The organism is Leptobacterium flavescens (assembly GCF_010671605.1).
GTDB classification, from domain to species: Bacteria; Bacteroidota; Bacteroidia; order Flavobacteriales; family Flavobacteriaceae; genus Leptobacterium; species Leptobacterium flavescens.
This window is the reverse complement of the sequence record NZ_JAABOO010000001.1, coordinates 1,285,192-1,297,751: the sequence shown is the minus strand read 5'-3', so window position 1 is coordinate 1,297,751 and position 12,560 is coordinate 1,285,192. Positions and strand designations below refer to the sequence as shown.

Genomic DNA, 12,560 nt, shown 5'->3' with positions numbered 1-12,560 from the left:
ATTAAAAACCGAGGATTAATTTTGCGAGGTAGAAGAAAAGGAAAATCCCGAAAATATCGTTACTGGTGGTAATAAAGGGGCCGGTGGCAATGGCCGGGTCTATCCCTCTTTTATCCAGTATGATCGGTACAAAAGTCCCGATCAGGGCGGCAACAATGATCACAGACATCATAGAGACCGCTATGGTAAGGCTGAACCTCAGTCCTATATCATCTATAAAAAACCCGAAAATAATCACGAGAATGGCCAGAGCACTTCCGTTGATCAGGCTTAAACCCACTTCTTTGAGTAAACGGTTTAAAAGGCTTCCCTTTACAACATCATTAGCAAGACCCTGAACGATAATCGCACTCGACTGTACCCCTACGTTTCCGGCCATCGCCGCAATGAGTGGTGTAAAAAAGAAGAGTTCTTTGTATTCGTTAAGAGCTTCCTCAAAGCCTTCCATGATAAAAACACTTCCCAGTCCTCCGAGAAGTCCCAGTACCAGCCATGGCAGGCGTGCACGTGTGAGTTGCCAGATATTATCATCGGCTTCTACTTCCTGTGTAATACCCGCAGCAAGCTGATAATCTTTCTCTGCTTCTTCCTTAATAACATCTACAATATCATCGATGGTAATCCTTCCTACCAAACGCCCCATTTCATCTATTACGGGAATAGCTTCCAGGTCATATTTCGACATGACTTTGGCAACATCTTCAGCCTTGTCATGAACATTTACATAATCTACTTTTGGAATATATACCTCGCTTACCTGGGTTTTGGTTGAGGTGGTAAGCAGATCTTTAAGGGACAGGCGCCCTTTTAACTTATCGTCGTCGTCAACCACATAAATGGAATGCACACGGGTTACATTTTCGGCCTGAGCCCTCATTTCCTTGACACAGGTAAGCACGTTCCAGTTTTCATTCACCTTTACAAGCTCCTTTGCCATAAGTCCCCCTGCAGAATTCTCATCGTACCTCAGGAGTTCTACAATATCCTTGGCGTGCTCCTTATCCTCGATATTCGAGATAACTTCCTGTACCCTTTCTTCGGGGAGCTCTGCAATAATATCGGCAGCATCATCGGTATCCAGCTCCAGTAATTCGCCCGCTATCTCCTCATTGGAAAGGTTTTTAAGGATACGTTCCCTGACATCTTCGTCCAGTTCGGTAAGGACATCCGAGGTCTTATCACTATCGAGTAATTTGATGAGATAGGTGGCTTCCGGAAGATCGAGTTCGTCTACAATTTCAGCAATATCAGCATAGTGCACTTCTCCAAGTAAATCCAGGAGCGCAGTATTGCTTTTGTTTTCAATGAGCTGTTCTATATGCTCAATGAGTTCTTTGCTGAGTTTAAACGGTGTCATTTTCTATCTTCTGTGTTAGCTCTATAAAATCCTGAACATTCAACTGTTCCGGACGCTGCCCAAAGATAGTATCTTCTTTTAAATTATCGGAAAGATTAAAAGTTTTTAAACTGTTACGAAGTGTTTTCCGCCTTTGGTTAAAAGCAGATTTTACAACCCTGAAGAACAAGGATTCATCGCAATTCAGATGATAGTCTTCTTTTCTTTTTAGACGAAGTACTCCCGATTTTACTTTAGGGGGAGGGGAAAAAACATGCTCCGATACTGTAAACAAATACTCTGCATCGTAAAAAGCCTGCACAAGCACGGAAAGGATCCCGTAAGTTTTACTTCCTTTCTGCTCGCAGATCCTTTCGGCAACTTCTTTCTGGAACATCCCGGAAAATTCCGGAACCTGCTCTCTCATCTCGAGCATTTTAAAAACTATCTGAGAGGAAATATTGTATGGGAAGTTCCCGATAATTGCAAAAGGTTCGTCTTTAAATACTTTTTTCAGGTCGTATTTCAGGAAATCTTCGGAAATGATCCGATCGGACAATTGAAGATAATTAGCCCTTAAATAATCTACAGATTCGGTATCGATCTCAACCACATAGGTGGTAAACGGTTTTTTAAGAAGGTATTTGGTAAGTACTCCCATTCCCGGGCCGATTTCCAGCACCGTTTTATAACCTTCCAGGCTCAGCGAGTCCGCTATTTTTTCGGCGATATTCTCGTCGTTGAGAAAATGCTGTCCCAGGTGTTTTTTGGCACGTACTTTACTCATTCTTTAAAATCGATTGAAGGGTTGCCTCGATCTCATCCCTGTCTTTCTTGGTAAGCCAGGACAGTTCGAGATCCACTCTTTTTTGACCTTTGGTAATTATATAGGGTTCACTTCCGCCTCTAGCAGGGTGAAAAGAAGCGATATCTGAAAAGAAGATCTTCTTATAACGATATATTATTGCTTCGTCTTCGAAGATAATAACGGGTTTGTTGGACAGGATCACTATAAAAATGGCAAATAAGCCTACAATCCCGAAAACAGAAGCGATAATGATATTTGAGATCCTTCCGAAATTCAATAAAGCTGCAAAAACAGCTGTATACAGGAAGTATACCAGGGCGATGAGCAAAATGATCAACACCATTTTAAAATAATAGAAATTGGTTGCCTTGTATTGCTTTGCCATTTTAGTGTTCACTTATTATTTCCAGTTCTGTCCTGAATGCCACAAACTTATCACGAAAACGGTTTACCCCATCCTGACGCATCCTGGGCGCATCTTCTGCATAATATCTTTCGAGGGTCTTTTTACTGTCGGTTATGTACTGAACAGAATAGGTAATGCCTCCCATTTCTTCTTCCACAAGAACTTTAAGGATCCTTGCATTGGAAAACTTACCCGTTGCCAGCATATCCGGAATATGAATATCCTTCATCCAGCTGAACCATTCGTCGTGTACCGATTCATCTATATTAATGGTAACATTGTAAATGTACATGAAGATCGTTTTGGATTTATAAGGCTACAAAGGTACACCTTAATAAATGAAAAAAAGAATTGATGTTTTAGCTTTTGGTTGTTAGGATTTAGTTGTTGGTTGTTAGAGTTTAGTTGTTTGTTGTTGGGATCTAGTTGTTGGCTTTCGGTTAAGATTAAATGCGGAATGTTTCGGAAAATTAACCACCAACGATCAACAAACAACCATCAACCATCAACGAACAACCATCAACGATCAACCACCAACTATCAATTTATAGCGTCTCCCCGCAGTTTCCTGTATTTTTTCCTGGCTTCAACCGCAAAAATGCTATCGCCGTGATTCAGGATAATACGTTCGTAAAATTCTTTGGCCTTTTCGGGATCATCCAGGTAGTTGCTATAGAGCTCACCCAAAGCGTAGAGAGCATCGTCTGCAAGGATATCGGTACCGAAGAATTCGAGGATCTTTATATAGTTGAGTCTTGCCTTGTCGTATTGTTTTTCGGCTTCCAGTAATTTTCCCTGCCTTAGAAGGGCTTCGTCTTCAATACTTTCTCCTTTATGGTCGACCAGTATTTTTTCCAGCAGATCTATAGCTTTCCTGTTCTTGTTCTGATAGGCAAGCAGATCGGCTTTTGCAAATATCTTTAAAGCTGTCTGGGTAGAATCTTCCAGAGAATTATCGGAGATCAGTAAACTCAGCTGCATGGCGTCGTTGGCAATAAGCTGGGTAGTGGAGGAACGCAACACTTTTAATTGCGTAAGCGACCAGTCAAAATCGCCTTTATAAAAACTGGTTTTTGCCACTTTAAAACGGGCGGTCTGCGCGATAACATGATTCTTAAGTGATTTCTGGACCTGGGAATAGTAGATCAAAGCCTGATTGAACTTTTCATCGTAAACCAGGATATCTGCCAGGGTTGTTTTGACGCTTGCCTGCTGAAAACGATTTAAAGGAAGCTCAAGACTTTCTTTGAGAAGGCGCTGCGCCGTATCGGTTTCGTCTTTATAGAATGCCAGGAATTTGGCATAGGCAGTTTGCAGTCCGAGGGTTTCGGGATAGACCCCGAACTCCTGAATAAGCACTTTATATTGCTCTTCAATCTTTGCATAATCCTTCGGAGGCGCTTGTTTCAGTTCGAATTCCAGAATATACAGATGTGCCCTTAACTGAATGGACCTGTCATTGCTGTTTTCAATAACGTATTCAAAGATCTCTTTTGCTGTTTTAAGATCGTCATTGTCCAGGCAGGTCAGCCCGAGGTTAATGATCCTTTGTATGTCGTAGATCTCTGCACGTCTTAAAATAGCTCTCTCCTGTACAAAGGCACTTTTATATTGTTTTTGCTGGATAAAAAGCCAACTCAATAGTTCATTCCACAGAACATCGGGATCTGTCTGTAATTTTTTAAGTAAGACCCTTTTAAACAGGATATTGTTTTCTTCCCGCGGATCTTCCCCGATAAACTGACTTATATTTCTGAGGATATTAGGTTGATAAACTTTATTCTTACTGATCAGTTCGAGGTAGCTGCCAAACATCTTTTCGATCTCTCCTTTTTCTCCGTATATCCTGGCAATTTCCAGATTGAGATTGTTGTTTGGTTTTAGCTCCATCGATCTCTGATACGTTTTCAAGGCATAATCCAATAGAGATTTCCTCTTAAAACTGTTACCTACCACAAAGGCATAACCGGGATTAAGATCTATCCTTGCTATTGCCATTTCGTAATACTTATGAGCTTCTTCCTCTTTTCGTTGCAAAGTGTAATTATAACCCAGTTCTACCAGGAAGCTGGGAGAGAAGTTAGGTAATTTTACTTTTGGGAGAAGCAGGGCTTCAACCTGGTCGTATTTTTCAAGTTGCTGGTAACATTCAACCAGGTATTGAAGGTAGTCTATTCGCTGAGGTTTCTTATCGTAGAGCTTCTTGTAGTACAGAGCGGCTTTTTCAAAAGCCCCGTCCTCAAAATATTGCCTGGCCAGAGCATCACTCTGAGCAGATAGCTGGAAGCCTAGAAATAAGAATGTTAGTATTATGAATTTTTTCAATTGCATCGCCATTTATTCAAAGATAACATAACCGTTCTGAAAAAAAAGTTAAGAATATTAAAAAAACAAAAGCCCAAACATGGAGATGTCTGGGCGTAACCAATCAAAATAATAGTGCTATTAATCGATGTACTTAACGTATGATTATATTATTTACATTGGCAAATATTTATATATCTTTTTCACTTACTAAGTCAAAAAATACCTAAATCTTACTACAATCTGAAAAAATGGAAAAAGTGGGATTTTACCATAGCCCAGCTTTCATAAAAAAGGCATTTTGTAAGATTTGGCTACCCAAAGCTATATAAAAAAGTTCTAAAAACCAAATTTTCAGGAAATTGTATCGAAACCGGCATAGGGGATAAGTACTTCCGGAACCTTTATTCCTTCGTCTGTCTGATAGTTTTCAAGTATCCCTGCAAGTACTCTTGGCAATGCCAGTGAACTTCCGTTCAGTGTGTGTGCCAGTTTACTTTTTCCGTTCTTGTCTTTGTAGCGCAATTTCAGCCTGTTAGCCTGATAAGCTTCGAAGTTGGAAACAGAACTTATCTCCAGCCATCTGTCCTGAGCCGTAGAAAAAACTTCAAAATCAAAAGTAAGTGCCGATGTAAATCCGAGATCTCCTCCGCATAACCTAAGGATCCTGTACGGAAGCTTAAGTTCTCTGAGGATGTTCTTTACGTGATCTACCATGGCATCCAAAGCTTTATAAGATTCATCGGGATGCTCCACACGCACAATCTCCACTTTGTCAAATTGATGCAAACGGTTCAATCCTCTTACATGAGCCCCGTAACTTCCGGCCTCGCGTCTGAAGCAGGGAGTATAAGCTGTACAGCAGATCGGGAAGCGATCTTCCGAAAGGATCTCGTTTCTGAAAAGATTGGTGATCGGAACTTCAGAAGTAGGGATCAGATACAGATCGTCTGCTCCCACATAATACATTTGCCCTTCTTTATCGGGTAATTGTCCTGTTCCGTAACCTGAGGCTTCGTTGATCATAAGCGGAGGCTGATATTCGGTGTACCCGGCCTCGGTATTTTTATCGAGGAAATAAGAAATAAGAGCACGTTGTAACCTGGCGCCTTTCCCTTTATAAACAGGAAATCCCGCTCCGGTAACCTTGGTTCCCAGTTCAAAATCTATGATGTCGTATTTTTTAGCCAGCTCCCAGTGCGGTAGTGCCTTATCTCCCAATTGAGGAACATCGCCCTCCCTGAAAACCTCTTCATTGTCTTCGTCGGTATTTCCCTGAGGCACGGATTCATGAGGGACATTCGGGATCTGATACAATAGTTGTGTCAACCCTTCTGCCTTTTCATTCAATTGTTCGGTAAGTTGTTTTGAACGTTCTTTTAACTGGCCCGTCTCTTCTTTCAGTTGATTGGCCTTTTCACGCTCTCCGCTTTTAAAAAGCTGACCGATCTCTTTGGATAGTTTATTGGATTGCGACAGGGTACTATCCAGTTCGGCCTGGATACTTCTTCGCGATTCATCGAATGCCAATACATCTTCAATAACCTGAGTGGCATCAAAATTTCTCTTTGCCAGTGCTGCGATTACAGCATCTTTGTTTTCTCTGATAAATGCTACCTGTAACATAAACTATATCGGTTTAATTTAAAAAGGAGGACAAATTTAGTGTAAATAAGAAAAAAACAGCTCTTAAATCTATTCTTTTTCCGAAGGTAATATCCAGGAGTGATGCCTGAAATGCGACCACTTTTCCGCAGCTAGGTCCACTTCAGGATCGATAAGGGTTTTATAAGGGCTTCGGTTAACGCTTATTTTACCCATGGCATAGATGGAAACATCCTTTCCTTTCTCGGCAAAATCCTTTTTGAGATATTGGACAAATTGCCAGATTACATCCGGTTTTGTACCGATCATCCTGTATTGTTTCCTGCTGAGATGATTCTTTGGACTTATAATAACGGTTTCTCCTGTATTCTTATCAACTACCTTAAAATTCACATAACCGCTCTTACTCCTCAGCATCATACGCCAGCTCATTCTGTGACCTTCTTCTGTCCAGAGAACATCATCCTTAATTACCCAGTGGCGTAACGGAAGACCGATCTGGATCACAAAGTAAATTGCCCCCAAAGCGATAAAAAGATTCCTTTTAAGAGGAAGCTGAACTGCAGAAAGTTCTGCTACGGGTTTTTTCTTAAGAAAGATACTCCTGATCTTTTCGGGCTCAAAAAAGAAGAGCGTAAAGGCCAGTGAGAGATACGGAAAGATCCCGATCTGAAGTACGATAGAATTAAATATGTGAAAAACGATCGATGCTGCAAATGCGAGCTTTCGGGTAGGTTTCCACAGAAGCGTCGGAATAATGAGCAGATCGAAAATAATGCCGGTATAAGTTATGACATAATGTACCGTTTTAAGCTGAAGAAAATCGCCTATGATCGGATAGTCTTTTCTTCCGAGCATCAGATTCTCAACTACCGTGGTGTCCAGCCAGTCGGGATATAGTTTAGCCACCGAAGCATAGGTGTAAACTATCCATAACTGAATGATAATTATCCAGGAACACCAGTTAGGCATGCTCAGTGCTTTTATCTGCGGTTTCCTTCTGACATCTGCGGAAGCATAGCGTTCGGCAGGTAACAATATCATAATTAAACAGATTATGATGAGCAGGTAGTAGTGATTGTTATAGGATGCCTTCTGCATAAGATAAGTGGCTGTCCACATAATGGTAAAAAAGCCAAGGCTTAAGCGGTATCTGTAACCGATCATGACCAGAAGCCCGAAGACGCCCATAACGGCATAGTATACATACATCCAGTGGCCGGGGAGGGGCTGCAACCAGTCTAATCCGATAAAATTAAAGGTGAAATCAGGTTCAATAAGTGTGCGACGGATCCACCCTGTAAAAATAGCACCTACAGATTCCAGAAAAATAAGTAAACCGAAAATGATCCTGAAGACAATTAAAGGAGCATTGTCAATAGGCCTGAAAAGGAATTGATCAAATTTCTCTTTTTTCGATATGAGCCAGTGCATTTTTCTTGTCCTTTTTTAATTGTTCCCTGAGAGCATCCAAAGAATCAAAACGGGTCTCATCTCTCAATCTCGTTAAAAGATCTATCTGAAATTGTTGTCCGTACAGATCTTTTTCCAGGTTAAAAAAGTGAACCTCTATGGTTCTTTGAGTCCCATTAACCGTAGGGTTGACCCCAATGTTCATCATCCCATAAATTGTTCGGTTTTCTATGGAACTCCTTACTACATATACCCCATTTTTCGGAATGAGCTTGTAGTTTTCTTCAATTTGGAGATTGGCAGTGGGAAATTCTATTTGCCTGCCCAGGCCTTTTCCTTTTACGATAGTTCCGTTAAGCATGAACTCATAACCGAGATAGGTATTTGCCGTGTGGATATCTCCTTCATTAAGAGCATTGCGGATCTTGGTTGAACTGATGGAAACTTCGTCTATTTCTTCTGCTGAGATCTGCTCCACTTCAAAATTAAAAAGGGAACCGAATTCTATAAGATCTTTTATGGTAGCGGTCCTGTTCCGTCCGAAACGGTGATCATAACCGATGATGACTTTTTTGGCGTTGAGTTTTTCTACAAGAATATCCCTGACGAATTCCAAAGCAGACAGCCTGGAGAATTCCCGGGTAAAGGGATGTACAAACAATTGATCAAGGCCTGTTTTTTCGAGAATACTTTTCTTCTCGCTAAGAGTGGTTATAAGTTTAAGGTCTGTATTTTGCTGAAGTACCATCCGCGGATGCGGAAAAAAAGTAAGGATCGTAGATTTCAGATTGTTGGCTTTGGCACTGGCAGTGAGCCTGTTGATAATCTTTCTGTGACCTACGTGAACCCCGTCAAAAGTGCCTATGGTAACAACCGTAGGTTCCTGACTATTAAACTGTTCTATGTTTTCGAAGGTGATCACTTAAACAAGATGATAAAAATAAAAAACTTATGTTTGTTATCTCAATGCAATAAAACCAGATTTTAACCTTTTTCTTTATATGATCGCAAACTTACGTTATGTTTTTTCAATTACAATGATTTTTCTCTCCTTTTCGGTTGCAGGACAATCAAATTATTGGAATAGGATAAGCAGTGCGGATAAACCCCAAAACATTTCACTTCAAAACCTGGAACAGGATGGTTATACTATTGTTTCCCTGAATGAGCAACAGTTTAGAAATGCCCTGAACGGTGCACCTTTAAGAACAGGGATCTCCGGAACTTCAGCAATACAGGTTTCCCTGCCTGATGAAAAAGGGAGGTTGATGAATTTCAGGGTTTTTGAAGCGCCGGTTTTATCGGATGCCCTTTCAAGAAAATACCCGGGCATTAAATCCTATATAGGTTACAGTGTTGAAAACCCTGCTGTGAGAGCTCGTTTTAGTGTGTCTCCTCAGGAAGTGCAGAGTATGATTAAGTTTGATGACGGCCGTACCGTTTTTATGGAAAAGAATACCAAAAACAGTACCGACTATATAGTTTATGACAGAGCATCCCGTACCGATGTTAAGGGAACCATCTGTTCTACCCAGGAAGCCAAAGAGGAAAAAACAGGAATAGCCGGAAGGAATAGTGACGACCAGACCCTGAGGAGATATCGGCTGGCGGTCTCTACCACGGGTGAATATACCAGTTTTCATGGAGGAACCGTAGCCGGAGCCCTGGCAGCTATAAATGCAACCGTGACCCGGGTAAATGAAGTTTTTGAAACCGATCTTGGGATCAGCTTTGAAGTTATTGCCAATACAGATACAGTCATTTATACCGATGCGGCAACAGATCCTTACGGAACATCACTTACCACAGAACTTCAGGCTACCCTCAACAGTGAGATCGGGGCGGCAAATTACGATATAGGTCACCTTTTTCACCAGGCCTCCGATAACGGGAACGCCGGTTGTATAGGATGTGTTTGTGTTGATAACCGAAAAGGAAGCGGATTTTCGGCGACTACCATGCCTACTGGCGATTTTTTTGATATTGATTATGTAGCTCACGAAATAGGGCATCAATTCGGTGCCAATCATACCTGGTCCTTCGAATCGGAAGGAACGGGAGTAAATGTGGAGCCGGCAAGCGGAACCACTATCATGGCTTATGCCGGGATTACCGGGCAGAACAATGTACAGCTTCACAGTGATCCGTATTTTCATTACCTGAGTATTTTTCAGATATCCAATTTTGTGGCAGGAACCAATTGCGATGTGGAGATCCCTTTAAGCAATAACCCTCCTAATGCAAATGCGGGGAACGATTATATTATTCCAAGATCTACCGCTTTTGTGTTAACAGGAACAGGGACCGATCCCGATGCGGGGGATGTCCTCTCATATACCTGGGAACAGGTAGATGACGGAGTGATTACCAATACCACTTTCGGACCCACCAATACCCTGGGTGCTAATTTCAGGTCATTGCCTCCAACAGCATCTCCGGTGCGATACATGCCGGCTTTAAGCAGGGTACTTTCGGGAGATCTTACACAAACAAATCCAACCCTTAATGATGCCTGGGAAACAGTTTCTGATGTAGGCCGGGGAATGAATTTTGCCTTTACGGTAAGGGATAATGTCGTTGGTGGGGGACAAACACGTACCGACCAGATGAGAGTAACAGTCGATGATAATTCCGGTCCGTTCTTAGTGAGCTCGCATAGCAGTGCTCTTACTCTTACTGCCGGAGAGGTGGAAACTATTTTATGGGATGTGGCCAATACGAGTAGCCCTCCTGTAAATACTACCGAGGTAGATATTCTTCTCTCTACAGACGGAGGTCTTACATATCCTGTGACCCTTGCACAAAATGTGACAAATGACGGCCAACACAATATCATTGTTCCCGGGGGGATAAGTACTTCCAGTGCCCGTATTATGGTAAGGGCCAGCAACAATATTTTCTTTGCGGTAAACAGCAGCGATCTGTCTATTCAGGAATCGGAATTTGTTCTCAATTTTCCAAGTCTGGAAATGACCGTATGCCAGCCGGATGACCTGGTAGTTAATTTTACTTATAACACTTTCCTGGGTTTTAATGAAGAAACGACATTCAGTGCGAGCGATTTGCCGGCAGGACTGGGGGTGAATTTTGTTCCCACTTCGGCTACGGCGGATGGGACCAATGTTCAAATGACCTTTACAAATACAGCCGGAGTAACTCCCGGAGTTTATACGATCCCTGTTAATGCTACTTCGGCAAGCGTGTCCAAAAGTGTGGATTTTACCCTGGAAATTTTCAGTAGCTCCCTGGCCGATGTAACACTGACAAGCCCTGCAAACGGAACAACCGACGCTTTTCTGAACCAGACTTTACAATGGCAGGCCGATCCTTTTGCGGATGAATATGATGTGCAGGTAGCTACGGATGCAGGTTTTTCCAATATTGTAGCTTCGGAAACACTGATAACCAACTCTTATGTATTATCCGATCTGAACGGAAATACCACTTATTACTGGAGGGTCAGATCCAGAAATTCCTGCGGAACCGGTAATTATAGCGCCGCTTTTAACTTTAGTACGGCGGTGGTTAACTGTAAAGTATTTACGGCATCGGACGTGCCGGTAACCATTCCTGCAAACCAGCCTTCAACGGTAAATTCCTTTATTACCGTTCCGGATGACCTTCCGATTACCGATATAAAGGTAACGGTAGATATTACCCACACTTTTGTATCGGACCTTACTTTAAGGCTGATCTCACCTCAGGGCACCACCATAGTTTTGCTGGCTCAGGCATGCGATAATAATCAGGATATTCAGGCTACCTTCGATGACGGAGGAAGCGCTGTTAGCTGCTCACCTATGCCTGCAGTCTCGGGAATAGTAATGCCTTTACAACCCCTGTCTCAGCTTTTTGGCGAATCGGCAGCCGGTAACTGGAGGTTGGAAGTGGAAGATGCGTTTAACCTGGATGGAGGAGCGATAAATACCTTTAGCCTGGAAGTTTGTGTGGCGGGTGAATTTACTCCCGATATAGATGCAGATGGAGTTCTGGATAATGTAGATAACTGTGTGAATACACCTAATCCAGATCAGGCGGATAACGACAATGACGGGATGGGAGATGTTTGTGATCCGGACGATGATAATGATGGGATATTGGATATAGATGATAATTGCCCTTTTGCTGCAAATGCAGATCAGGCAGATAACGACAATGACGGAATTGGAGATGTTTGCGACACGGATGATGACAACGACGGGATACTTGATGTGGTTGATAACTGTCCGCTTACGGCAAATGCAGATCAGGCCGACAATGATAACGATGGAATAGGGGATGTTTGTGATCCGGATGATGATAATGACGGGATTGCAGATGAGAACGACAATTGTGCTTTAAATTTTAATCCGGACCAGCTTGATATAGATAATGACGGGGAGGGTGATGTTTGTGATGAAGATGTATTGGTATCGGAAGCATTTACTCCTAACGGAGATTCTATAAACGACACCTGGCAAATCGTTAATATACATTTGTACCCCAATGCGGTAATCTCTGTGTTTAACAGACAGGGAACCCGGGTTTACAGAACGGTAGGTTATAACAATGACTGGAATGGAGTGTATAAAAGCAGAAGTGAAAAGCTGCCTGCCGGATCCTATTATTATCAGATCGATCTTACGGGTGATGGAAATGTCGATCTAAAGGGATGGGTGTATATAACATATTAATAAAAACAAGCATAC

General features: G+C 42.1%; 9 protein-coding genes. 1 reads left to right on the top strand and 8 read right to left on the bottom strand.

What is annotated here, in order from left to right; all coding sequences use genetic code 11:
- Position 1 precedes the first annotated feature (1 nt).
- From mgtE to GWK08_RS05630, 8 genes are all read right to left on the bottom strand, one after another.
- On the bottom strand, positions 2-1,357 hold the full coding sequence (gene mgtE, locus GWK08_RS05665; protein WP_163605922.1) for a magnesium transporter: 1,356 nt from the start codon (positions 1,355-1,357) through the stop codon (positions 2-4).
- Entirely contained in the window at positions 1,344-2,123 is a 780-nt protein-coding gene (gene rsmA / locus GWK08_RS05660; RefSeq protein WP_163605921.1) for a 16S rRNA (adenine(1518)-N(6)/adenine(1519)-N(6))-dimethyltransferase RsmA, read from the bottom strand. Before rsmA ends, mgtE begins: the two co-directional genes overlap by 14 nt.
- Positions 2,116-2,529, bottom strand: a complete 414-nt coding sequence (locus GWK08_RS05655; protein ID WP_163605920.1) for a hypothetical protein — start codon at positions 2,527-2,529, stop codon at positions 2,116-2,118. The genes rsmA and GWK08_RS05655 overlap by 8 nt, the downstream gene beginning before the upstream one ends.
- Before the next feature lies 1 nt (position 2,530).
- Positions 2,531-2,842 carry a DUF4286 family protein gene (locus tag GWK08_RS05650; protein WP_163605919.1) on the bottom strand — a complete coding sequence of 104 codons (312 nt, stop codon included), beginning with the start codon at positions 2,840-2,842 and terminating at the stop codon, positions 2,531-2,533.
- 248 nt (positions 2,843-3,090) lie between these two features.
- Positions 3,091-4,881, bottom strand: a complete 1,791-nt coding sequence (locus tag GWK08_RS05645; protein ID WP_163605918.1) for a tetratricopeptide repeat protein — start codon at positions 4,879-4,881, stop codon at positions 3,091-3,093.
- A gap of 327 nt (positions 4,882-5,208) precedes the next feature.
- The gene (gene serS, locus GWK08_RS05640) at positions 5,209-6,480 is read right to left on the bottom strand and encodes a serine--tRNA ligase (RefSeq protein ID WP_163605917.1); all 1,272 of its coding nucleotides are present in this window, start codon (positions 6,478-6,480) and stop codon (positions 5,209-5,211) included.
- A 69-nt stretch (positions 6,481-6,549) separates the two neighbouring features.
- Complete coding sequence (locus GWK08_RS05635; RefSeq protein ID WP_163605916.1) at positions 6,550-7,893, bottom strand: HTTM domain-containing protein; 1,344 nt, start codon at positions 7,891-7,893, stop codon at positions 6,550-6,552.
- Positions 7,859-8,794: a bifunctional riboflavin kinase/FAD synthetase gene (locus GWK08_RS05630; protein WP_163605915.1), complete on the bottom strand. Its 936-nt coding sequence runs from the start codon at positions 8,792-8,794 to the stop codon at positions 7,859-7,861. The genes GWK08_RS05635 and GWK08_RS05630 overlap by 35 nt, the downstream gene beginning before the upstream one ends.
- A 79-nt stretch (positions 8,795-8,873) precedes the next feature.
- Between GWK08_RS05630 and GWK08_RS05625 the strand changes: the two genes are divergently transcribed.
- Positions 8,874-12,545 carry a reprolysin-like metallopeptidase gene (locus GWK08_RS05625; RefSeq protein WP_163605914.1) on the top strand — a complete coding sequence of 1,224 codons (3,672 nt, stop codon included), beginning with the start codon at positions 8,874-8,876 and terminating at the stop codon, positions 12,543-12,545.
- The last annotated feature ends 15 nt before the right edge of the window (positions 12,546-12,560 follow it).

Excerpts from the sequence above, each read along its gene's own strand:
- mgtE (WP_163605922.1), bottom strand. The coding sequence starts at position 1,357 with ATGACACCGTTTAAACTCAGCAAAGAACTCATTGAGCATATAGAACAG.
- rsmA (WP_163605921.1), bottom strand. The coding sequence starts at position 2,123 with ATGAGTAAAGTACGTGCCAAAAAACACCTGGGACAGCATTTTCTCAAC.
- GWK08_RS05655 (WP_163605920.1), bottom strand. The coding sequence starts at position 2,529 with ATGGCAAAGCAATACAAGGCAACCAATTTCTATTATTTTAAAATGGTG.
- GWK08_RS05650 (WP_163605919.1), bottom strand. The coding sequence starts at position 2,842 with ATGTACATTTACAATGTTACCATTAATATAGATGAATCGGTACACGAC.
- GWK08_RS05645 (WP_163605918.1), bottom strand. The coding sequence starts at position 4,881 with ATGCAATTGAAAAAATTCATAATACTAACATTCTTATTTCTAGGCTTC.
- serS (WP_163605917.1), bottom strand. The coding sequence starts at position 6,480 with ATGTTACAGGTAGCATTTATCAGAGAAAACAAAGATGCTGTAATCGCA.
- GWK08_RS05635 (WP_163605916.1), bottom strand. The coding sequence starts at position 7,893 with ATGCACTGGCTCATATCGAAAAAAGAGAAATTTGATCAATTCCTTTTC.
- GWK08_RS05625 (WP_163605914.1), top strand. The coding sequence starts at position 8,874 with ATGATCGCAAACTTACGTTATGTTTTTTCAATTACAATGATTTTTCTC.